This window comes from Streptomyces sp. NPDC020801 (assembly GCF_044334385.1).
Lineage (GTDB): Bacteria > Actinomycetota > Actinomycetes > Streptomycetales > Streptomycetaceae > Streptomyces.
In genome coordinates, this window is record NZ_JBIRST010000008.1 from 64,734 (window position 1) to 87,689 (window position 22,956).

The 22,956-nt window shown below is 71.1% G+C and carries 19 protein-coding genes; 6 read left to right on the forward strand and 13 right to left on the reverse strand.

The window, feature by feature from the left end; genetic code table 11:
- Positions 1-135: 135 nt before the first annotated feature.
- Positions 136-1,254, reverse strand: a complete 1,119-nt coding sequence (locus tag ACH4UM_RS18145) for a PP2C family protein-serine/threonine phosphatase (RefSeq protein WP_398179754.1) — start codon at positions 1,252-1,254, stop codon at positions 136-138.
- A gap of 307 nt (positions 1,255-1,561) precedes the next feature.
- On the opposite strand from ACH4UM_RS18145, the gene ACH4UM_RS18150 reads away from it, so the two are divergent.
- Positions 1,562-2,614, forward strand: coding sequence for an alcohol dehydrogenase catalytic domain-containing protein (locus tag ACH4UM_RS18150; RefSeq protein WP_398179757.1), 1,053 nt, complete (start codon positions 1,562-1,564; stop codon positions 2,612-2,614).
- Positions 2,615-2,642: 28 nt separating this feature from the next.
- Here the strand turns inward: ACH4UM_RS18150 and ACH4UM_RS18155 are convergent, their stop codons facing one another.
- The 3 genes from ACH4UM_RS18155 to ACH4UM_RS18165 form a co-directional block, all read right to left on the reverse strand.
- Positions 2,643-3,815, reverse strand: a complete 1,173-nt coding sequence (locus tag ACH4UM_RS18155) for an FIST signal transduction protein (protein WP_398179760.1) — start codon at positions 3,813-3,815, stop codon at positions 2,643-2,645.
- Positions 3,812-4,672: a hypothetical protein gene (locus tag ACH4UM_RS18160; protein WP_398179763.1), complete on the reverse strand. Its 861-nt coding sequence runs from the start codon at positions 4,670-4,672 to the stop codon at positions 3,812-3,814. Before ACH4UM_RS18160 ends, ACH4UM_RS18155 begins: the two co-directional genes overlap by 4 nt.
- Positions 4,673-5,159: 487 nt before the next feature.
- Complete coding sequence (locus ACH4UM_RS18165) at positions 5,160-5,408, reverse strand: hypothetical protein (protein ID WP_398179766.1); 249 nt, start codon at positions 5,406-5,408, stop codon at positions 5,160-5,162.
- Positions 5,409-5,881: 473 nt separating this feature from the next.
- On the opposite strand from ACH4UM_RS18165, the gene ACH4UM_RS18170 reads away from it, so the two are divergent.
- Together ACH4UM_RS18170 and ACH4UM_RS18175 are read left to right on the forward strand one after the other, a co-directional pair.
- Positions 5,882-7,753: a hypothetical protein gene (locus tag ACH4UM_RS18170; protein ID WP_398179769.1), complete on the forward strand. Its 1,872-nt coding sequence runs from the start codon at positions 5,882-5,884 to the stop codon at positions 7,751-7,753.
- 32 nt (positions 7,754-7,785) lie between these two features.
- Positions 7,786-8,958: an ROK family protein gene (locus ACH4UM_RS18175; RefSeq protein ID WP_398179771.1), complete on the forward strand. Its 1,173-nt coding sequence runs from the start codon at positions 7,786-7,788 to the stop codon at positions 8,956-8,958.
- Positions 8,959-9,244: 286 nt separating this feature from the next.
- On the opposite strand, the gene ACH4UM_RS18180 is transcribed toward ACH4UM_RS18175, so the two are convergent.
- The 9 genes from ACH4UM_RS18180 to mftA form a co-directional block, all read right to left on the reverse strand.
- Entirely contained in the window at positions 9,245-9,805 is a 561-nt protein-coding gene (locus tag ACH4UM_RS18180; RefSeq protein ID WP_398179774.1) for an adenylate kinase, read from the reverse strand.
- Positions 9,806-10,288: 483 nt separating this feature from the next.
- Entirely contained in the window at positions 10,289-12,235 is a 1,947-nt protein-coding gene (gene acs, locus ACH4UM_RS18185) for an acetate--CoA ligase (RefSeq protein WP_398179777.1), read from the reverse strand.
- A gap of 64 nt (positions 12,236-12,299) precedes the next feature.
- Positions 12,300-13,958: a mycofactocin biosynthesis glycosyltransferase MftF gene (gene mftF, locus ACH4UM_RS18190; RefSeq protein WP_398179780.1), complete on the reverse strand. Its 1,659-nt coding sequence runs from the start codon at positions 13,956-13,958 to the stop codon at positions 12,300-12,302.
- The gene (locus tag ACH4UM_RS18195) at positions 13,955-14,740 is read right to left on the reverse strand and encodes a mycofactocin-coupled SDR family oxidoreductase (RefSeq protein ID WP_398179783.1); all 786 of its coding nucleotides are present in this window, start codon (positions 14,738-14,740) and stop codon (positions 13,955-13,957) included. Before ACH4UM_RS18195 ends, mftF begins: the two co-directional genes overlap by 4 nt.
- On the reverse strand, positions 14,737-15,537 hold the full coding sequence (mftE, locus tag ACH4UM_RS18200; RefSeq protein ID WP_398179786.1) for a mycofactocin biosynthesis peptidyl-dipeptidase MftE: 801 nt from the start codon (positions 15,535-15,537) through the stop codon (positions 14,737-14,739). The genes ACH4UM_RS18195 and mftE overlap by 4 nt, the downstream gene beginning before the upstream one ends.
- 1 nt (position 15,538) lies before the next feature.
- Positions 15,539-16,711: a pre-mycofactocin synthase MftD gene (gene mftD / locus ACH4UM_RS18205; RefSeq protein WP_398179789.1), complete on the reverse strand. Its 1,173-nt coding sequence runs from the start codon at positions 16,709-16,711 to the stop codon at positions 15,539-15,541.
- Positions 16,708-17,988: a mycofactocin radical SAM maturase gene (gene mftC / locus ACH4UM_RS18210; RefSeq protein WP_398179792.1), complete on the reverse strand. Its 1,281-nt coding sequence runs from the start codon at positions 17,986-17,988 to the stop codon at positions 16,708-16,710. Before mftC ends, mftD begins: the two co-directional genes overlap by 4 nt.
- Before the next feature lie 24 nt (positions 17,989-18,012).
- Positions 18,013-18,279, reverse strand: a complete 267-nt coding sequence (gene mftB, locus ACH4UM_RS18215) for a mycofactocin biosynthesis chaperone MftB (RefSeq protein ID WP_398179795.1) — start codon at positions 18,277-18,279, stop codon at positions 18,013-18,015.
- Between the two features lie 14 nt (positions 18,280-18,293).
- Positions 18,294-18,422: a mycofactocin precursor MftA gene (gene mftA / locus ACH4UM_RS18220; RefSeq protein WP_398179798.1), complete on the reverse strand. Its 129-nt coding sequence runs from the start codon at positions 18,420-18,422 to the stop codon at positions 18,294-18,296.
- Positions 18,423-18,808: 386 nt separating this feature from the next.
- Between mftA and mdo the strand changes: the two genes are divergently transcribed.
- The 3 genes from mdo (at position 18,809) to ACH4UM_RS18235 (ending at position 22,956) form a co-directional block, all read left to right on the forward strand.
- Entirely contained in the window at positions 18,809-20,101 is a 1,293-nt protein-coding gene (mdo, locus tag ACH4UM_RS18225; protein ID WP_398179801.1) for an NDMA-dependent methanol dehydrogenase, read from the forward strand.
- A 116-nt stretch (positions 20,102-20,217) separates the two neighbouring features.
- Complete coding sequence (locus ACH4UM_RS18230; RefSeq protein WP_398179804.1) at positions 20,218-21,405, forward strand: AAA family ATPase; 1,188 nt, start codon at positions 20,218-20,220, stop codon at positions 21,403-21,405.
- Between the two features lie 21 nt (positions 21,406-21,426).
- On the forward strand, positions 21,427-22,956 hold the full coding sequence (locus ACH4UM_RS18235) for a VWA domain-containing protein (RefSeq protein ID WP_398179807.1): 1,530 nt from the start codon (positions 21,427-21,429) through the stop codon (positions 22,954-22,956).

Genomic DNA, 22,956 nt, shown 5'->3' on the forward strand with positions numbered 1-22,956 from the left:
CCGCGGACGAGGGCACTGCCGCGATTCCCTGATGGAGCCCGCTCCTGATGGGGCCTGGCCGGGGCGCCGCCCTTCCGCGGTGCCCCGACGGGGCGGAAGGCCGGGCGGCGTGCGCGGGAATGGCTTCCGGCCGGGCTACGCGAGGCGCTCCTTGCCCAGGGGGTGCCGGCAGCGGACGGCGAGGGCCGCGATGTCGTCTTCGAGCCTTCCGCCGCTGTAGTGGAGCAGGTCCCGGTGCAGCCGGTCCAGCAGCTCACGGGGCGGCGTCGGGCCGAGTTGCCGCAGCCAGTCCGGCAGTGGGAAGAACTCGCCGGTGCGGTCCCGGGTCTCCGTCACACCGTCGGTGTAGAGCAGCAACTGGTCGCCCGAGGCGAAGTCGATCGTGTCGACGCTGTAGCGGTCTCCGAGGAGCGTCGCGAGGTTGAGGGGCGGCGAGGGGGTGGTGGGCTCCAGGACACGGATCTCCCCGCGCCGGACAAGCAGCGGCGGTGGGTGCCCGCAGTTGAGAATTCTGGCCTGCCCACCGCCGTACGGGATCTCGACGATCAGAGCGGTGGCGAAGTGCTCCGGTTGGTCCGGGGCGGGGGTCGCCAGGCTGTAACGCGCCATGCTCGTCTCCAGGCGCTGAATGATGCCCCTCAGGTCCGGCTGGTCGTACGCGTTCTCCCTGAAGCAGTTGATCACCGCCGAGGCCGCCCCCACCGCCGACAGCCCCTTGCCGCGCACGTCCCCGATGAGCAGCCGAACCCCGTACGGTGTCTCGGCCGCCTCGTAGAAGTCGCCTCCGATCCTGGCCTGCTCCTGGGCCGCCAGGTACATCGACTCGATGTCGACGTCGTGGATGCGGCACGGCAGCGGGCGCAGCAGCACCTTCTGCGCGGCGTCGGCCACGAGCCGGACCTGGTAGAGCATCTCCTCCCGCTCCAGTCGCAGATGGCTCGTATATGCGGCCGCCAGAGTGACGGCGATGATCGCAGCAGCTGTGTACGGCGTCCCCAGATCGGCGTAGACGAGGCTGAGGCCGATCATGACCAGCAGGCAGAACGTCCCGAGCAGGATCGTCGGGACCACGGGCCACATCGCGGCGGCGAGCGCTGGTGCGGCGGGCAGGAGACGGCTGAAGGCGATCTCCCTCGGGGTGGCGAATGCCAGGCTGGTGATGAGGACGGTGAGGATCACCGGGGACAGCAGTACGGTTTCGTGTCGGCCACCGTAGCGGGAGCGGTGGCGCCGAAGCCGTCCTGACCTGATCACGAAAATTATCTTATCGGGGCAAGCCGGACAGCGTACTGGTGATCACTCCCGCTCCGGGGCCGTCCGCGACGATTCCGAGGGCTCACCGCGGTGCTGCCGGCCGGCCTTTTCGACAACCGCGAAGCCGCCGCGCCAGCGGCGCCACAGCACCCCCACGCAGCGGCGCCCCGCCCCGGACCTCTTGCCCGGCGACGGGAAGGCACCGTACTCTCACGATCACGTACCGACTGGACGGTATGTCACTCCGGGCGCGGCAGGCGGCGAGGAGCGGCCAGCCGGCCCGGGCCACCGCGAAAAGGAAGATCGAGTGAAGGCACTGACCTACCACGGCCGTCACGACATCCGCTACGAGGATGTCCCCGACCCGGCCGTCACCAGCCCCACCGACGCGGTCGTCCAGGTCACCACGGCCGGAATCTGCGGCAGCGACCTGCATATCTACCGCGGCAACCCGTTCAGCCCGGAGCTGGGCTACACACCGGGGCACGAGTGCGTCGGTGTGGTCGTCGACACCGGCGACCGGGTCACCCGCTTCAAGCCCGGCGACCGGGTCCTGGTGCCCGCCTCGGTCGGCTGCACCCGGTGCCGGGCCTGCGCGGCGGGGTTCACCGCCCGCTGCGAGAGCGCGAAGGCCATGACGGACCTCTGCTACGGCGTGAGCCCGCGGCTCCCGGGCAGTCAGGCCCAGGCCCTGGCAGTGCCCTGCGCCGACGTGAACCTGGTCCACCTGCCGGAGGGCATCTCCGACGAGGCCGCCGTCGTCCTCACGGACAACGCCCCCACGGCCTGGTACGGCTGCCGCCGTGCCCGCATCCAAGCCGGTGAGACCGTCCTGGTCGTCGGCCTCGGCCCGGTCGGTCTCATGGCCGCCCAGTCCGCCTTCGCGATGGGCGCCGCCCGGGTGCTGGGCACGGACCCGGTCGCGGACCGCCGCGACTTCGCCGCCACCTTGGGTGTCGAGCCGGTCGGTGGCGAGGACGCGCGTACGGCCGTACGCGAGATGACCGGCGGACGCGGACCGGACGCCGTGGTGGAGGCCGTGGGGTCGGACGCGGCCATCGAGCTCGCCCTCAAGGCCGTTCGGCAGGCCGGCCGGGTCAGCGTCATCGGGGTGAGCCAGAGCAAGGCGTTCCCCTTCCACATGGGACTGGCACAGGTCAAGGAGCTCGAGTTCGCCATCGGGCTCTGCTCGGTCCACTACGAACTCCCTCCCCTGATCGCCCTCGCCCAGGCGGGCCGCATCAAACCGGAGGCCGTGGTCTCACACCGCTTCCCCCTCTCCGAGGGCCCCGCGGCCTACACCCTGTTCGCCGGCCGCGCCGACGGCGTCCGCAAGATCCTCCTCGACCCCACCCGCTGACGAACACGGCGCCGCCGTCGGGCCCCTGTCAGCGCAGGACCGGCTCGCTGCCGAACACCACACCGGTGAGGGTCTGGTTCATATGACCCAGCCAGCTCTCACCGTAGGTGTGGAAGCCGGCGGAGGGCATGCCGCCCAGCGCTGCGACGAATGCCGCCGAGGCGTTCCCGGCATCGGTCTCCAGCCGGCGCAGGACACAGTTGAAGAGCACCGCACCGCTACTTCGGCCGCCGAGTTCGGCGCGCGCCCTCCGCAACGCGGTTGCGGTCTCCCCGACGAGATCTCCCGACCGCATGACCTCGACCTCCATGCCCGGCAGGATCTGGGCGTAGAAGCGCAGACCGCCCGCCGGGACCACCTCCAAGGGGCTGCGGATCCACGGTTCCCCGTCGATCATCAGCCCGACCGGATGCCCCACCCATGTCCCCGTTCCCAGCTCTTCGACGGGTACGCCGATGGCCTCGGCGTACGCCTCGGTGGCCGGCCGTCCGTTGAACTCGAGCACGGTCCGTGACGGTACGTCTGCCCTGGTGATCCGCAGGGCCTTGCCGGTCGAGGTGAACGAGCACGTCTTGACCACCCGGAACGGGACAGCGCTCTGGCAGACCATGAGAGCGACACCGTGGTGGCTCACCTTGTCGCCCACGGCCACCCAGGTGCGCTCGAAGGCCAGGTCGTCGCCCGCTGAGCCGCCGACGAAGTCCAGCAGGGGCGCCGCGTTGCCCAGCATCTCGTTGACCTGTTCCTCGGACCCATGCAGGCCGTCGACGAGCATGATCCCCAGGTGACGGTCCGGGTCGAGGTGGCGAAGCTGAACCTGGATGCGCTCCTCCAGCGACTGGACCGCGTCCGCAGTGCCCTCGCCGGCTCCCTTTCCCAGCTCTCCAAGCGCCGCCGCCGCGTTGCTGAGCAAGCCGTCCGGCAGGGCCACGGCCGCAATACCACCGGTTCCGTTGTGCAGGTGGGTGAACTCTCCGGCGGTGGAGCAGCCCACGGTCACGGTTAGGGGGAAGTGCGAGCTGATGACGGGTACGACGTCAGCCGGGTCGTACGCACTGGAGGCGAAGTACAGCAACGCGGCGGCGCGGCGCCCCGCCAGCCCGTCCCGGAGATCGCCGACGAGTTGGGCGACCGCCTCTCCGGCGGTTCCCGTGGCGTATGCCGGAACCGCCCTCGGAACCGTGCGAGCCTGGGACGTCATCTGCCCACCCTGCCGAAGAGCCGGAACACGCCTCGTCGACGGCTTCCGTCCCCGGCGGACGCTCCGGCGGCCTGCGTGGGCCGGTCGCCCGCCGCAGCGTGGGGGAAGGACCAGAGCGAGTACCCCAGGACGAGCAGAGCCCTCAGCACGGCAGAGATCGCTTCCGGATCGGCTTTCTGGTCCTCACGGGGGACGCGCAGGTTCACGCCGGTACGCAGAGCGACCCGGGCGCAGATCGCCGCGAGCCCACGCTCGTCGTCCGGGAAGTACCGGATGCGCAGGGCGATGAAGATCTCGTCGAGCCCCTTGGCCGGCGCTCCTTCGGCCTCACCTCCCCACTCCGCCGGGGCCGGGTCCGACTCCGGTGACGGATCGTACTGCGGCCGCGACCAGGCGGCCGCGGAGCCCCGGCTGAGGTTCTCGCGCAGCCACGTGTAATAGGCCACCCAGTTGGAACTGAGCCGGGAGTCCCAGCCGCCTCGGTGCGTCTGGCGCGCCGCCTGCAGCAGCGCCTGCCCGAAGGACCGGTACCAATCGTCGCGGAAACCCTGATGCCGGTATCCGGCCCCGATCCGATGGAAGGTCGCCTCCACGACCTCCGGGGCATCCTGTGTCAGCGCGGCCCACAGCACCGAGCGCACCAGCGCGTCGCACAGGGGCCTTCCCTCCGGTGGCGTCAACTCCCGGACCTTCTGCACGTGTTCGACCATGCACTGGTAGAAGCACTCGAAGAACTCGTCCTCGTTGCGGGAGAGCAGCTGGCAGGAGAACTGGATGCTGCGGGCCGTATCGGCCGTCGGCCTGGCCGCCACCTGCTGTCCGGCCTCCGCCAGGCGCGCACTCTGCGGACCGTCCATCTCTCTTGTCCCACCGCTCGTCCCACCACCGCTGAGTTTCCGGCCGATGTCCCTCACGCGAGGTCGCTCCGCTCCGGCGCGCAGAACAGGAGGCCGACCGCCGGACACCGCGTCTTGGCCTGCGTAGACGACAGACATCCTCAGCCCTCGGCCACCGGACCACTACTGTCCGAACGGAGGGGGACCGCTCTCCGGACGGAGGGGATTCGCGGGGGACGTGTGTGGAGAAGAACTCCTCGTTTACGACGTGGCGTCGCCGAACGCATCGGTCGCCCAGGCGCTGTTCCCGGTGGCCACGGCGTCCGACGCGCATCGCCGGGGCGCCGATCCGGACGTGTGTGGCCCCGACGCGCGGGCCGCTTCACCGGGCGGGCAGAGGACCGGGCGTCCCCGGACCGTTGTCGTCTGCCCGGTCTTGCCCAGGAGACCGACCGCCTGAGCCGCCGGGAAGGCTGCCGCGTCGACACGGTGGGGTGCGGCAGCGCGTTCACGCCGAGTGCGGACGTGGCCCGTCACCGCCGGCCGCGGTGACGGCCGCGGCGGCACGGGTCTCCGCAGCGGGCTTGTCCCAGGCGCGGCCCTCCATCTCGTGCCGGAACTGCCGCAGTTCCGAGACGTGCGTCCTGCGCTGCCAGGCGCCCTTGCGGCGGAAGCGCAGGTAGCGCCAGTCATGGGTGCGCCACCCTCTCTCCCGCGGCCTGTCCCTACTCCAGCACCGCCGCTCCGAGAGGGTCACGGTCACCCTCGCGCCAGCCGCTTGAAGACGCCTCCGCGGGCCCGGGTATCCCCCCGGAGCACTCATGCCCGAATCCCCGCCCGCCTGTGGATCCCCAAGGGTTACGCCAACAACCCCGGGGCGAGGATCCGCGCGGCCTGCCACTGACACCGCACCAGGTGGGCCCGCTCACCGCATCACATGGTTCGCTCACGGGGCCACACGCCCACACCGTGCCACATGGCCGGATCAGCGCCAGGTTTTTTTCCGTGATGCACGAAAATACCCCCAACGAGTTGCACATGTCTCGACGGAGAGCAGCCAACTCCCGCCGCAAGTAGGCCTCCAGGCGAACCGGGCCCGAGTCACGGTTGCGCAAAGCCCGCTATTTTCATGCTTGACGCATAAAAAAACGCCGAACACACTCCCGTCATCCGCAGGCAACCGGTCGAGCCGCACCGGCCCTGCCCCCACCACGGATGGAGCCACCCCCCATGGCGCTTTCCAGAAGAGTCTTCGTCTCCGGCGCCGCTGCCGGTGCGGGCCTGGCGGCCCTGGCCCCCGCTTCCCCGGGCTTCGCCGACGAACCGGCCGCCTGCGCCCTCCCCACCGACCGCATCGACGGCACCCGCGCCCTGCCGATCGCCAGCCGCAACAGCGTCTTCACCCGCTCTGGCGCTGGTCCACTGAACTGGACCACCTACGGCTACTCGTTCCCGCAACAGGCGCCCATCCCCGAGGACGAATGGAAGGACAACGTCAATTGGCTGGCCCGCGATTTCGCCCCGCACGGTTACCGCATGGCCTGCACCGACGGCTGGATCGAAGGCTCGTCCAAGACCACCGAGCACGGCTACATCACCAGCTACAACGACTCCTGGACTCACGACTGGTCGTACTGGGTGCGCTACCTCCGTGACAACGGCATGCAACTGGGCGTCTACTACAACCCCTTGTGGGTGCACAAAGCCGCCGTCGCCGACACCACCAAGACCGTCGTCGGCCGCCCGGATGTCAAGATCGCCGATCTGGTCGTCGAGGACGACTTCTTCGCCTCCGGTAACCACGGCAACACGCTGTACTGGATCGACGTCACCAAGGACGGCGCCAAGGAGTACGTCCAGGGGTACGTGAAGTACTTCAAGGAGCTCGGCGTCCGCTACCTCCGCATCGACTTCCTGTCTTGGTACGAGGACGGACGCGACGCCGGCATAGGCCGAGCCAACCGTGCCCATGGGCACGACAACTACATCACCGCGCTGGAGTGGATGAGCGAGTCCGCGGGCGAGGACATGGAGCTCTCGCTCGTCATGCCGCACCTGTATCTGCACGCCCAAGCCGAGGTCCTCTCCGGCGACATGATCCGCATCAACGCCGACGCCGACAAGGGCGGCTGGGACCGGCTCAGCGGCGGCCGCCAGGACTGGCAGTACTTGTGGCCGAACTGGTTCAACCCCTTCGCCGGGTTCACCGGTTACGCCGACCGCTCCGGGCGCGGCCAGCTGATCCTGGACGGTGACTTCCTGCGGATCAGCACATTCGCCAACGACGATGAGCGCCGTACTGCCGTCTCGCTGATGACCATCGCCGGATCCCCGATCACGATCGCCGACACCCACGCCGACATCGCCGACCACGGCTGGGCATACACCAACCCCGAGGTCCTCGACCTGCACCGTCAAGGCCTGGTCGGCAAGCCCTACTTCAGCAACGGCACCTCCTACGCCGACGATCCCTCCAGCCGTGACACGGAACGCTGGGCCGGTCAGCTTCCTGACGGCAGCTGGGCCATCGCCCTCTTCAACCGCTCGGACGGCCCCGAGGTCCGCTCCCTGGACCTGTCCGCGCTGGGCATCAAGGGCACCGCGAAAGTGCGGGACGTCTGGAAACACGAAGACCTCGGCGAACTGAGCACCGTGACTGCCGAACTTCCAGCCCACGGCTGTCTCTTGGGCACCGTCATCCCCGCCGACCGTTCCCGCTACCAGGCGGCGTTCGCGGCCTGGGGCGGCGGCGCCGGATTCGCCAACTCGCTGGCCGGGCACGAGGCGATGGGCTACGCCCGGATCAGCAGGAAGAACCAGTCGGTCACCTTCACCGTCAAGGCACCGCGCACGGACTCATACCGTCTCGACCTGTGCTACCAGGCCCCGCAGGCGGCCCGGCTCACCCTCGCTGCCGAGAAGCCCGACCATACCGTGGTCAGCGCGTCCCAGCAGATCGACTTCCCAGCCACGGCCAGGAATTGGGCCACCTACAGCGGCCGTATCAGGCTCGCCGAGGGCGAGAACCTCGTCACCCTCATGTGCACCGACCGCGACACCGATTCGATTGCGCTGAACTACATCGACGTCACAGCCGGCTGACACCACGACACTCACGCTTGGAGGCACCGGGGATGATCCCCTTCTCGGATCTCGTCAGCGAGCAGACCCGCGCGGAGATCTTCGCCACGGTCCTCACCGCAGGTCCACTCTCGCGCACCCAGCTCGCACAGCGGCTGGGCCTGGTGCCCTCCAGCGTCACCCGCATGCTGCCCCCACTCCTCGAACACGACTACCTGCGCGAGACCGACGCCATCCCGAAAGGTCGGGGCCGCCCGCAGAAGCTGCTGCACGTCAACCCGGACAAGCACGTCGTCGTCGGCATGAAGATCGGTCCTGCGCAGGTGTCCGGTGTGCTCACCGACATGGCGGCCAACGTGCTGGCCCGCTCCGAGCAGCCGCTCGCCGACTGCCGCCCCGAGACCGCCCTGTCCGCCGCCGCGGCCCTGACCTCGTGCCTGCTGGACCAGGCCCCGGAGGCAGCGGACAGGATCCTGGGCGTCGGGGTGGGGGTCAGCGGCCACGTCGACTCCAAGTCCGGTGCCTGCCGCTACTCCGCTCTGCTGGACTGGACGCAGGTCGACGTCGCAGGTCCCCTGTCGGAGGCGACGGGTCTGATGGTCACCGTCAACAATGACGTCAACACCCTGGTCATCGCCGAGCGATGGTTCGGCGAGGGTCGGGACGTCGACTCCTTCGCCGTCGTCACGGTCGGGCCCGGTATCGGCTGCGGTCTGCTGCTCGGCGGCACCCTCTACGCGGGCGCCAGCGGCATGGCGGGCGAACTCGGCCACCTGCCGCTCGACCCGGCCGGCCCGATGTGCAGCTGCGGGCGCCGGGGTTGTCTGGAAGCGCTGGCGGGCGACCGCGCCGTACTGCGGCACATCCAGGACGGCGGCATCACCGACTGCACCACCATCGCCGACGCCATCGCACTGGCCCGCGGCGAGCACTCCGCCGCCCGGACCGTGGCCCGCGCCGCCTTCGCCGAGGCCGGCACCGCGCTGGGACGGGGCCTGGCGGGCCTGTGCAACCTGCTCAACCTGCAGAAGATCACCATCGCCGGGGAAGGGGCCGTGGCCCACGACCTGTTCGGGCCGGCCATGCAGCAGGCGCTCGAAGCGCACGCGTTCTCCGACGCCGCGCGCGACTGCCAGATCCACATCGATCCCGTCACCCACGACCTGTGGGCGCGCGGCGCGGCCTGCCTGGTCATCCGCGAGACCGTCTGCGCCGCCATCTCCTGACCGCCCCATCCCCCTACACGCTCGCGAGGTTCTGTCGTGCCCCGGTGGAAGAACACGGTGGTCCACCAGATCCACCCGCGCTCATCCGCCGACTCCAACGCGGACGGCACCGGCGACCTGCACGGGATCACCGGGCGTCTGGACCACCTCAGCGTTGCCGCGACTGCGGAAGTGCCGACCGGCCAGGACGCTCGCCGGCAGGACGAGGCGTCCTGGCGCATGGTGGCCTCCAGGACGCGCCGGTCTGCTGCTCCCGGTGTCCGAGTTCTGTGGGCGGGAAGAGTCCTCACGCCGCTCCGGAGAGGTCCGCGAGAGCCTCCAGTGCCCTGCCCGCGACCTCCTCGACAGTCCCGACGGCCCGCACGGTCAGCACGATGTCCGCGTAATGGGCGAGGAGGGGGGCCGTCTGTCGCCGGTAGACCTGCTGGCGATGCCGGATGAGCTCCTCGGTGTCGTCGGACCGGCCGCGGCCGCGCAGACGTTCCAGCACGACGTGTTCGGGGACGTCGAACTCGAGGACGGCGTCCAGGGCCGTTGCGGTGCGCGCCAGGATGGTGGCGAGAGCGTGCGCCTGCTCGATCGTCCGGGGAAACCCGTCGAGGAGGAAGCCACGACGGGCGTCCACTTGCTCAAGGCGCCGGCCGGCCATGGCGGCGGTGACGCGATCGGGCACGAGCTCGCCCGCGTCCAGGTACCGCCGGGCCTCCTGCCCGAGTGGCGTCCCGCGGGTCACGTTCTCCCGGAACAGGTCCCCGGTGGAGATGTGCGGGATGCCGAGCCGGCGACCGAGAAGGGCGGCCTGGGTGCCCTTGCCCGCTCCGGGAGGGCCGATGAGGACGAGACGCATGAGGGGGTGTGCCTTCCAGTCGTTGCGGTGTGCGGTGAACGGGGCGGGCGATGAGTACGCCGAGGACGGGTGCCGTGTCGGTCGGCATCGCCTGTGGATCAGACGGCACGGCGCGGCCGTCCGGACTGATCGTTCAGTACGAGGACCGGCCCGTGCACGAGGTCCGGGCGTGCCCCCGTTTCGCCGGAGCTCGGGGGCAGGCCAGGAGGTCGGTCAGCGCATCGGTCATAGCCGCGCCGTACGTGCTCGCGCCGAGCGACGGACCGGGTACGACGGTACGGACATCGATGCGGAGCGCCGGTTCGCCGGCAGCCGCCACTCGGTGAGTGCGGCCGGTACGGCACTCTGCGGACTTTCCCGGACCGCATCGACCATCACGTTGACTACCGTTCCGCCGTGCTCGGCCATCCAGCGCCGGCAGCTTCGCTGGATCCGGGGCGGAGGCATGACCAGTGCGACGGTCCTGTGTGCGATGGTCAGAGGTCAGCCGGTCTGCGGAGAACTGCCGGTGAGCCCGGCATTGATGAGGTCCATCACAGAGGCGTCGGCAAGCGTCGTGACATCGCCGATCTCCCGGTTCTCCGCGACATCGCGCAGTAGCCGACGCATGATCTTCCCGGACCGGGTCTTGGGCAGCTCGGGGACCACCGTGACCTGGCGGGGCTTGGCGATGGGGCCGATCTCCTGGGCCACGTGCTCGCGCAGGGCCGCGGTGATGTCACCCGCAGACCAGAGCCCGTCGCCGCGCAGGATCACGAAGGCGACGATCGCCTGCCCGGTCGTCGCGTCCGAGGCCCCCACCACCGCGGCCTCGGCGACCGCTGGGTGGGACACGAGTGCCGACTCGACCTCGGCGGTGGAGATGCGGTGCCCGGAGACGTTCATTACGTCGTCCACGCGCCCCAGCAGCCAGATGTCGCCGTCCTCGTCGTAGCGGGCACCGTCGCCGGCGAAGTAGTAGCCGCGGTGGGCGAAGCGGGCCCAGTAGGTCTCGCGGTACCGCTCGTCGTCGCCCCAGATACCGCGCAGCATGGACGGCCAGGGCTGGTCGAGCACCAGGTAACCGCTCTCGCCCCTGCCGACCTCCTCACCCTGGTCGTCGACCACCTTGGCCGAGATGCCCGGCACCGGCTGCTGCGCCGAGCCCGGCTTGGCGGGGGCCGCTCCGGGCAGGGGCGCGATCATGACCGCGCCGGTCTCGGTCTGCCACCACGTGTCCACGACGGGGGCGCGATCGGCGCCGAGGTGCGTGCGGTACCAGCGCCACGCCTCGGGGTTGATCGGCTCGCCGACGCTGCCCAGCACGCGGATCGACGACAGGTCGTAGCGGGCCGGGAGTTGCTCGCCCCACTTCATGAACGTGCGGACGAGGGTGGGGGCGGTGTAGTAGACCGACACCCCGTACCGCTCGATGATCTCGAAGTGTCGCCCCTCGTGCGGGGTGTTGGGCGTGCCCTCGTACATCACCGACGTGGCGCGGTTGGCGAGCGGCCCGTAGACGATGTAGGAGTGGCCGGTGACCCAGCCGATGTCGGCGGTGCACCAGTAGACGTCGGTGTCCGGGTCGAGGTCGAAGGCGGTGCGGTGGGTGTACGCGGCCTGGGTGAGGTAGCCGCCGGAGGTGTGCAGGATGCCCTTCGGCTTTCCGGTCGTCCCCGAGGTGTAGAGGATGAACAGCGGGTGCTCCGCATCGAAGGACTCCGGCCGGTGCTCGTCCGGCTGGGCGCCGACCAGGTCGTGCCACCACAGGTCGTGGCCCTCGGTCCAGGGCACGTCGGTGCCTGTGCGGCGGACCACCAGGACATGTTCGACGCTCGGGGTGTGCCGGGTCGCCTCATCGGTGTTCGCCTTCATGGGCTCGGCCCGGCCCCGTCGGTACTGGCCGTCCGACGTGATCAGGAGGCGGGCCCCGGCGTCCTCGATACGTGACTGCAGGGCGGCCGGGGAGAACCCGCCGAAAACCACGCTGTGCGGCAGCCCGAGCCGGGCACACGCCAGCATGGCGAACACGGCCTCGGGGATCATCGGCAGCTGGATGGCGACCCGGTCACCGGCCGAAAGCCCCAGCGAGAGCAAGGCGTTGGCAGTCCGGCACACCTCGCGCTTCAGGTCCGCGTAGGTGATGGTCCGGGTGTCCCCCGGCTCGCCCTCCCAGTGGAAGGCGACCTGGTCGCCGTGGCCGCCCTCGACGTGGCGGTCGACGCAGTTGTACGCGACGTTCAGGCGGCCGCCCGTGAACCAGCGGGCGAACGGCGCGCCCGTCCAGTCCAGCACCTCGGACCACTTGGTCTCCCAGTCCAGCCGTTCGGCCTCCTGTGCCCAGAAGGCCAGACGGTCGGCCGCCGTCGACTCGTGTGGACGGGGCGGCGCCCCTCCCACTCCTGCGAGCGGGCTGCCGGGCGCGGGGCGGGGATCGGAGCACGGGCTCATGCTGGTTCCTCCAGGGGTGTGGGTGATGGGTGACGGGGTCTCGGCGAGCGGGGCGACACGCCCGTCACCAGGTCTCCACGGTGGCCGTGGCTGGTTGGTGCGAGGTTGGCGCGAGGGGGCGGGGCTCCCAGGGGCGCTTCGCGGCCCTGCCTCGTGCGGGCAGGGCGAGGCGGGGCAGCAGCGGCGCCGCGGTGCGGCGGCGGAGCGCGCCCTGCCACACGCCCCAGCCGTAGGCCAGGTCGTCCAGGCGGCGGATCGCCGTGTACGTAAGCGGGTCGAGCGAGGTGCGGGAGCGGTAGTGGTCGGCGAGCCCCTCGGCGAGGGCGGCCGCCACAAGGGTGTAGCGGGCCCGGCGGCTGACGGCGGCGGCTGCCACGGCGACCGGCCAGTGGTGCCGGGTGGCACAGCGCAGCAGTTGCTCGGCGGTGCCGCGCAGCGCGGCCAGCGACAGCAGGGTCCCCGCCCGCGCGGGGTGGTCGGCGTCCGGCATGCGCCGGGCCACCTTCACGGCGGTCATGGCCGTCAGGGCCAGCGCCGTGGCCGCTGGTGCCGGCCTGCCGCGCAGGAGCAGGGCGCAGGCGGCGAGCGACCAGGGCGCGGCGTACAGCGGCGGCACCCGGCTTGGGTGGCGCAGGGCCAGGTCGGCCGCGCCGGTGCCGTATGCGGTCCGCTGGGCGAGCCAGCCGCGCAGCTCGGTGCGGTGCCGGTGGCCCACGCGCACGTCGGGGACGTAGCGCAGTCGCCAGCCCGCCTCGTGCAGCCGCATGCACAGGTCCACGTCCTCCCCCACCCGCATGCCGGGTGCGAAGCCGGCGCCGATAGCGGACCGGCGGACCACGATGGTCGCGCTGGGCACGTAGGAGAGCATCGACACCGGTACGACCGGCCCCTCCCGCGGCCCCATGTCCAGCGGCGAGCGGACCTGCTCGTAGCGGTCGAGCAGCCGTGGGACGGCGGGCGGCAGGGCGACGATCCGGGGTGCCACGAGGGCCACCGCGGGGTCACTGAAGTGCGCCAGCATCGGTGCGAGCCACCCCGATCCGGGCACGACGTCGGAGTCGCAGAACGCCATATACGCCGTCTCGGCCGCGCGCAGCGCGGTGTTGCGGGCGGCGGCTGGGCCGAGGTTGCGCGGGTGCACCAGCAGCCGGGCGCCGTGCTGCCGGGCCACGCGGGCGAGGGCTTCCGGGTCCCGGGAGCCGTCGTCCACCACCAGGACCGGCAGGGTGGAGGTGGGCGGGTCGGCACGCAGAGCGGTCAGCAGTGCGTCGAGCTGGTCGGCCCGATCGCGGACCGGAATGGCGACCGTCGTGTCGCGGACCGGGGACAGTGGAGGGCGGGGGTGGGCCACGCCCGCGTCCAGGAGCCGGCGGGCGAGCGCGGCGCTTGCCGCGTCCCGCACCACGAACCCGCCGTCCTCCAGCAGCCGGACGGCGCCGGCCCCGAGGCGAAGCAGCCGCGGAGGGGAACCCCCGAGCATCAGGCGGCCGTCGAGGGAACGGTGGGTGCCGGAGGCGAGTTCGACCGCGAACCCGTCGGGAAGCCGGTCCTGCGGCGGGGACGGCAGCGTGTCGGGCTGCGGTGGCGGCCCCGCGTGCCCGGGGTACCGGAACGTGCGCGCGTGCCCGCCGAACAGGCTTGTGCCCGCATGCGTGACGAGCCGGGAGGTCCTCATGCGCCGTCCGGAACCGGACGTGTCCGCCTCCCGCAGGAACCATGTCATGCCGTGAACCCCCCGTCCGCGTGGAGTACGGAGCCGGTGACGGCGAAGGAGTCGGCCGAGCAGGCCCAGGCCACCACTGCGGCCACCTCCTCGGGCTCCAGAGGGCGCCCGGAGAGTTGCTGCTCGGCGAGTTTGTCGACCTCGGGCAGTTCGTAGAGGTCGGCCGTGGCCCGCAGCATGTCCGTGCGCGTGGAACCGGGCGACACGGCGACCGCGTTCACACCGGTGTCCCGCAGATCACAGGCGAGGCCGCGGACCAGACCGACCACGGCGTGCTTGGCGGCGCAGTAGGCGCCCAGCCCCCACAGCCCGCGGTGCGCGGCGGCCGAGGCGAGGGCGACGAACCGGCCGCTGCGGGGCTGTGGCCTGCGCAACAGGGCGGGTACCGCGGCACGGGCGAGGTTGGCCACGCCCATCACGTCCACGTCGAGCAGCGTCCGCCACTGCGCGTCGGTCTGGTGCCACACCGGGCCGCCGCCGAGCATGACCGCCGCCGCGGCCACGGCGGCGTCGAGCCCCCCGAACTCGTCCTCGGCCAGTTCCACGGCGCTCCCCAGCGCGGCCGTGTCGCGGACGTCCGACCGGACGGTACGCACCAGGGGGAACCGCCGTGCCAGGGCGTCCAGTTGGCCCGGTTCGGCCAGGGGGTAGGGGACGTCGGGGTCGTCGGCGCAGCGGTCCACGGCGACCACCGCCCAACCGGTGCGGGCCAGGCGCTGTACGGTCGCGGCTCCGATGCCCCGGGCGGCGCCGGTGACCACTGCGACCCGGCGGCCGGTCATCGCCCGGCTCCCGCATGGGCGCTGGGTGGCCGCCGCTCGGGCAGGCCCAGCCGGCCCTGCCCGGAGACCCGCCAGGCGCGGATGTCGGCGGCGAGGCTGTCCGCCATGCGGTCGAGGAGCTGCTCGCCCTCGCTCGCGCGGGCTCCGGCGGGGTCGCCGAGGACGCCGGACGGGCTGACCCCGCGGACGGACTCGGCGACCAGGCGGTCCATCAGCAGGTTGACGGGGTCGGTGGGTCCGGCGACGGCCTGCTCGCTGCGGACGGCCCCGCGCCGCAGCCGCAGCATCATGGCGGTCTCGGTGCGGCCGGCGTGGGCGTCGGAGTCCTTCGGGACGCACGGCCACCAGGCCACGTCCCGGCTCTCCCCGCGCAGGCCGGTGACTGCCTCGGAGAGGCTGGTCAGGTTGCCGCCGTGCCCGTTGACCACCAGCAGGCGTCCGGCCCAGCGGAGCATCGAGCGTCCGATCTCCGTGACGAGCAGGCGCAGCGCGGTGTGGCCGACGGACACGGTACCGGGAAACCCCTCGTGCTCGCCGCTGGCCGCGTACGGCTGTGGGGGCGCGACCAGCACGTCCAGGGTGCCGCACAGCCGGGCGGCGACTCGCTCGGTGACGGCGGAGGCCACCGCCGTGTCGGTGTCCAGCGGGAGATGCGGGCCGTGCTGCTCGCAGGAGCCGAGCGGCAGCAGCACCAGAGGGCGACGGTCGTTCAGGTCCTGCCACGTCAGGTCCGCGATCCGGGTCGTCGTCGGGTGCCGCGACCATGCCCTCGCGGCCGGGGCGGGCTGGCTCGCCATGTCAGACCGCGCCCAGGGTGCGGGTGAACCCGGGCGGCACCACCAGGTCGTCCGGGGTCAGTTCGTGGACGGACGAGCGTCCGAGGCCGAGCAGTGCGGAATCGATACCGCTGCTGAGGATGTCCAGGACGTTCTCCACGCCGGCCTGGCCGCCCGCCGCCAGGCCCCACAGGTAGGCACGGCCGATCATCACGGCCCGGGCGCCCAGCGCCAGGGCCTTGACGACATCGCTGCCGCGCCGGACGCCGCCGTCCAGCAGCAGTTCGACCTGGTCGCCCACCGCGTCCGCGATGGCGGGCAGGGCACGGATCGGCGCCGGGGTGGCGTCGAGGTTGTTGCCGCCGTGGTTGGACACCGAGATCGCGGTGACTCCGGCGTCGACCGCGCGCCGGGCGTCGTCCACCCGGCAGATGCCCTTGAGCAGGAACGGACCGTCCCACTGCTCGCGCAGCCAGCGCACGTCGTCCCAGGAGGGCGGCGGAGTCTGCATCCAGGCGCCGTACGCCCCGAAGAACGTGGGCGCGTCGTGGCCGGACTCGGCGAGGTTCGGGGTCGTCAGGTCCGGAAGGCTCCGGGACTTGACGAAGTCCCACAGCCAGCGCGGGCGGCTGAGCGCCTCCGGTGCGAATTGCGCCATGGCCTTCAGGTTCAGCCGCTCGGGGATCTTCGGACTGCCCCAGTCGCGGCCGTAGGAGAAGGACCAGTCGAGGGTGACGACGAGCCCCTTGGCGCCGGCCTCGCGGGCGTACTCGACCCTCCGCCGCATCGCGTCCTTTGAGTCCATCCAGTACATCTGGAAGAACGTTCGCGGATTCGCGGCCACCACCTCGGGCAGCGGCTTGCTGGCGAAGGAGCTGAGCCCGATCGCGGTGCCGCGCGCCGCCGCGGCACGGGCGACGGCCACCTCTCCGTCGGGGTGCACGGCCTGTACGCCCGTCGGGGAGATGATCACCGGCAGGGCGATCTGCTGTCCCATGACGGTCGTCGCCAGGTCGCGCTTGGCCGACAGCCCGGCCACGTGCGGGGCGAAGCCCAGCTCGGCGAAGGCGGCGGTGTTGTCGTCGTAGGAGACGCCCTGCTCGGAGCCGGCGAGCAGCGCGCTGTAGACGGACTTCGGCAGCCTTTTCCTCGCCAGCCGCCGGGCCTCCGCGACCGTCTCGATCCACTTGCTCATGACGTTCCTCTCTCGTCGTGCGGGGCGTGGACACCGCTCAGGTCGGCGCCGGCCAGCGGGCTCTCGTCGCAGAAGCGGTCGGGTCGGAGAGTCCGGACGGCGGGCATGCCCAGGGGCACGGTGCGGTGCGAGTGGTCGTTGCCCTGAGTCGGAAGTGCGGTGCGGTCGACAGCCGCGAGGGCGGTGGCGCCGTGGCCCTTGACGCACTCGGGGTCCGGGCCGTCCAGCGGCAGGCCCGTGAAGAACTTCGCGGCCATGCAGCCGCCCTGGCAGGCGTCGTACGCCGAACAGCCCGAGCAGGCGCCGCCGGAGGCGGGCCGGCGCAGATCGGCGAAGAGCTCGGAGTCGCGCCACACCCGCTCGAAACCACCCGGCGTACGTACGTTGCCCGCCTTGAAGGCGTCGTGGATGGCGAACGGGCAGGCGTACACGTCGCCCACCGGATCGATCAGGCAGACCACGCGCCCGGCTCCGCACAGGTTCAGCCCGGGCAGGGGCTCCGAGCCGAGTGCGTTGAGGTGGAAGAAGGAGTCGCCGGTGAGTACCTTCTCGCCGTGGTCGACGAGCCAGGCGTACAGCTCGCGCTGCTGCCGGGCGGTGGGGTGCAGTTCGTCCCAGACGTCGGCGCCGCGGCCGGAGGGCCGAAGCCGGGTGATGCGCAACTGTGCGCCGTAGCGGTCGGCCAGGGCAGCGAAGTCATCGAGCTGCGAGATGTTCTGACGGGTCATCACGACGGAGATCTTGAAGTCGGTGAAACCCGCGGCGGCGAGATTCTGCATCGCCCGCACCGCCATGTCGTACGATCCCCGGCCGCGCACCGCGTCGTTCACCTCGCGAGTGGCGCCGTCCAGGGAGATCTGGACGTCGACGTAGTCGGTGGCGGCCAGCCGTCGCGCCCGCTCCTCGGTCAGCCGCAGCCCGTTGGTGGAGAACTTCACCCCGACCTGGTGGGCGATCGCGTAGTCCAGCAACTGCCAGAAGTCGGGGCGGACCGTGGGCTCGCCTCCGCCGACGTTGACGTAGAAGACCCGCATGCGCTGCAGTTCGTCGATCACGGACTTGATCTCACCCGTCGACAGCTCCGCCGGGTCGCGCCGCCCGGAGGAGGACAGACAGTGCACACAGGAGAGGTTGCACGCGTACGTCCACTCCCAGGTCAGGCAGATCGGAGCGGACAACCCGCCCTTGAACTGCTCGACGAGGGCGGGTACGGGAGCGGTGGTCGGGGTCTGCCCTGCTCGAACGGAGTTCAGAGCTTGGGGAAGGGTGACGGTCACGGCTGCGGCTCCGCTTCGCTGAAGTCACTGGGGGATGATCACGTCGGCTGCGGCCAGCGCGGCCAGCGCGTGCCGGAAGGCGTTTCGGCGCCGCTCGGGCACGCCGGCCAACGCCTCCCGGACACTGGCGTGCTGGTTCAATCCGCTCACCAGCTCGACCAGTTCGGGCACCTTGAGAAACGACAGCCGGCGGTTGCCGAAGTGGTAGGCCAGTGCCCCGAACGGCTCGGGGCGCAAAGCGACACAGGGGCTCAGCCGGTAGGGCCGGGCCACGTCGAACGGGGTGGGCATGGCGGCCGGCCGGCTCAGTAGACGCCGCACATGCCGTCGATGGAGACCTCCTCGACGAGGACGTCCTCGGTCACGTCGTCCACGGCGCCCTCGGCGGCGGCTTCTTTCTGGTCGGTACGGGTCTCGTCCTGCACTGCGTGCATGGCACTCCTCCTGGAGCAAAGGGCGGGAAGGGTGTGGGGGGGATCCGTGCCACGGCCCCTGGGCCGGACACCACTCGACGCTAGGCCGGGCGGCCCCGCGTCTCGCCCTGCTTTCGGCCGTCCTCGCCCTGCCCGGTCGGACAGGTACGCCGCGTCCAGCGCTGGTCAGCGGCCCTCGCCCCGTCCGATCGGACAGGACACATCCCCTCCGTCCGTGCCCGGCCGCCGTCCGAGCGGCCGGTGTCGCACCGGTGCACGTTCCCGGAGGGTGATGCACGCCGCAATCGTTCGGCGCGTTCGTGCTCCACCCGGACATCTGCGCTGCCGGCAACGGAGCAGTCGACGCAGCAAGCGCGGCCCACCGCGCGGAGAGGAAAGTCACGATCATGCAGGTCGAAGAACTTCTCAAGCCGTTTCCGATCAAGGAATTCCACCCCTTCCCGCGGGCGCTGATGGGCCCGGGAGCCCACGAGCTGATCGGTCCGGAGGCCCAGAAGCTCGGGTTCCGGCGCACGCTGGTGATGACCACGGGTCTGCGGGGCAGTGACACCGTGCACAAGATCGTCGAGTCGATGAGGTACCACGGCCTGGAGGTCGTGGTGTACGACAAGGTCGAGTCGAACCCGAAGGACTACAACGTCATGGACGCCGTGGCCCTGTACCAGGAGAACAAGTGCGACTCCTTCGTCTCCATCGGCGGCGGCTCCTCGCACGACGCGTGCAAGGGCGCCCGCATCTCGGTGGCCCACGACGGCCGCAACGTCAATGACTTCGAGGGCTTCAACAAGTCCGAGAACCCGAAGAACCCGCCGCACATCGCGGTGTCGACGACGGCGGGCACGGGCTCGGAGACATCGTGGGCGTATGTCATCACCGACACCACCACCGACCCCGACAACCCGCACAAGTACGTCGCTTTCGACGACGCCGCGGTGGCCACCCTCGCCATCGACGACCCGACCCTGTACTACGACTGCCCGCTCGACTACACCGCGCAGTGCGGCTTCGACGTGCTGGCGCACGCCTCCGAGCCGTATGTCTCCCGGCTCGACTTCCAACCATCGCTGGGCAACGCGCTGCACGCCATCAGGCTGACGGCCCGCCACCTGCGGCAGGCGGTGTGGAACGGCCAGGACCTGGCCGGGCGGGAGGGCATGATGTACGCGCAGTACATCGCGGCGCAGGCGTTCAACTCCGGTGGCCTGGGCATCATCCATTCCGTCTCGCACGCGATCAGCGCTTTCTACGACACTCACCACGGGCTCAACAACGCCATCGCACTGCCCCGGGTGTGGGCCTTCAACATGCCGGCGCAGTACGAGCGCTTCGCGGACATCGCCGAGGCGATGGGCGTGGACACGCACGGCATGACGAAGGTCCAGGCGGCGGAGGCCGCGCTCGCCGCGGGCATCCGGCTGCTGCGCGACGTCGGCATCCCGGAGAAGTTCACCGACGTCCACCAGGACACGTACTCGAAGAACCGGCTCGGCCAGGGCCCGACCAAGTTCTACGAGCAGGCCAAGGTCATCAAGGGCGACACCGCCGACATCGCCCGCATCACGAACCACGTCCTCGGTGACGCCTGCACTCCGGGCAATGCCAAGGAGTGCACGTTCGACACCGTCCGGCCCGTCGTGGAGCACTGCATGAACGGCGACCTGGACGACCTGCTCGGCTGAGCCGCTTGCGCCGAGCGCTTCCCGACCGGGGCGGGGGAACGGACGACCCTCACCGTCTCCCGCCCCGCCGCCCCTTCCCGTCACGCCATGCCTCTCCTCGCCCCGACGGAGGACCCGTGCCCGCCACACCCGCCCATCCCGCCGAGTTCGCCTCGGTCGAGCACGTCACCGAACGCTTCGCCGCCCACGGCTACATCGCCGACCGCCGGCTCGCCACGACCGTGTTCCTGCTGACCAGACTCGACAAGCCGGTACTCCTGGAGGGCCCGGCCGGTGTCGGCAAGACCGAGCTGGCCAAGACGCTCGCCGCCGCCACCGGGCGCAGGCTGCTGCGCCTGCAGTGCTACGAGGGCCAGGACGAAAGCCGCGCCCTGTACGAGTGGGACTACGGCAAACAGCTGCTGTACACGCAGATGCTGCGGGACAAGATCGGCGAACTGACCGCCGACGCCCCCGACCTGGCCTCGGCCGTCCAGAGCATCGAGGAGCAGGACAGCGTGTTCTTCTCCGACCGGTTCCTCGCCCCGCGCCCTCTGCTGGAGGCGGTCCGCGGCGAGCAGCCCGCGGTGCTGCTGATCGACGAGGTCGACCGGGCCGACGAGGCGCTGGAGGCCGTACTCCTGGAGTGCCTGGCCGAGTTCCAGGTGTCGGTCCCCGAGGTCGGCACGTACACCGCGAAGACTCCGCCGTACGTCGTCCTGACCTCCAACAACACCCGCGACCTGTCGGCCGCGCTCAAGCGCCGGTGCCTGCACCTCTTCCTCGACTACCCCGATGCCGAGCGCGAGCTAGAGATCCTGCGCTCCAAGGACACCGGGCTGTCCGAAGCCACCGCACGCCACCTGGTCGAGGTGGTACGGGGCCTGCGCGAGCTGCAGCTGCGCAAGAACCCGAGCATCTCCGAGACCGTCGACTGGGCCCGCACCCTCGCCGTCCTCGGCGTCGAGGAGCTCGATGCCGAGGTGCTCGCGGACACCGCCAACGTCGCCCTCAAGTACGAGCGTGACCTGGGCCGCGCGCGGGACGTCCTGCCTCGTCTCGTCGATCCCAACCGCACCCTGCCCGAGCCGGGCCACCACCACGACGGGCACGGCCGTCATCACCACCACGACGGGCACCACCACGACCACGACCACCGTCACGAGGTGGACGGCCGGGCGCTCAGGGCGGACATGGACCAGCAGGGCCGTCACGACGAGGGCTACTACGGCGCACCGGGCCCCGGCCCCACGCGCCGGACCGCACCCGGCGCCGGTCAGGGTGCCCGCGCCTTCGCCGCCATCACCCGCCGTCGTGCGGTCTGACACGGGACGGAGGAGGCTGATATGGAAGCCGGTGTGCACCGATTCGTCCGTGTGCTGAGGCTGTTCGGGCTGCGGGTGGGCGTGTCGGAGGCCATGGACGCCATGCGCGCGGCCGCCCAGCCGGGCGTACTCGGCGGGCGCGAGACGCTGCGTGAGGCTCTGCGCATGACGCTGGTGAAGGACCGCCGCGACGACGAGCTGTTCGACGAGCTGTTCGCCGCTTTCTTCTCACTGCGCCCGGTGGCCGGCGAACCCGGCGGACACGGTCACAGCCACGAGCACGACGACCTGACCGACACCGGCGAACTGGAGTCGTACACCGTCTCCGACGAGCCGTCCGAGACCCCACGGCAGGGCCACAGCCACGGCAGGCCGGACGACATCCGCGACTTCTTCGACCAGCAGGACCTGGCCCAGCAGTACAACCTGCACCAGGAGGCCAACAAGCTCGACCTGGCCTCGATGACCGACGAGATCGTGCTGTCCAAGGACGGCGGCACCGACGCAGCCGGCGCCCCGTCCGTACAACTGGAGACGGAGCGGCTGCACGGCGCCGGCGTCCCCGGACAGCTCGCGGCTGCGGCCGGGCACCCGATCGACACGACACTGACCATCGCCCAGCAGGACGCCCTGCTCGGCTGGCTCGCCGAGGATCCCGACGACCCCGACGAACTCGGAAGCGCGTTTCGCCGGCAGTTGGCAGGTGTCATCGACAGTCTGCCCGAGCTGCTGAAGCGCCACCTGGACCGCCTCGCCGAACTCCAGTCCGCGGCCGTGGAGTCCACGCAGATCGCCGAACGCGCCCGCGCGGAACCCGTCGACGAGGACGAACGCGCCCAACTGGAGGAGGCCCTGCGGCGCATCGGCCGTTCCCTGCACGGCGCGCTGACCAGCCGCAGGCGCGACACGCCGCGCGGGCGGGTCCACCCGGGCCGCACCATGCGCCGCAACATGCGCTACGACGGCGTGCCGTTCCGGCCGGTCACCGTCACCCGCGCCGAGGACCGGCCCCGCCTGGTGATCCTGACCGACGTCTCGCTGTCGGTGCGGGCCACCGCCCGCTTCACCCTGCACCTGGTGCACGGACTGCAGTCGCTCTTCGGGCAGGTCCGCTCCTTCGCCTTCGTCGACGAGCCGAACGAGATCACCGAACTGTTCACCGAGCACCCCCTGGAACGGGCACTCGGCCTGGTCTTCGACGGCCTCCCGTCCGGCGGCCTGCTCGACGTGGACGCGAACTCCGACTACGGCCGGACCTTCGAGCTGCTGCTCGCCGGACACGCCACCGCCCTGGGCCGCCGTACCACCCTGCTGGTGCTGGGCGACGGACGCGGCAACGGCAACCCCCCTGGGCTGGCCGCCTTCGAGGAGATCACCCGCAGGGTGCGGGAGACGATTTGGCTGACCCCTGAGCCCCGGTTCTCCTGGGGCCTGGGCGCCTGCGACCTGCCTCTCTACGCCGAATACTGCGACCGCGTCCAGGTGGTCGCCGACCTCGCCGGTCTTGAGCACACCGCTCACCGGATGGCCATGGAGGTGACCGGACGATGA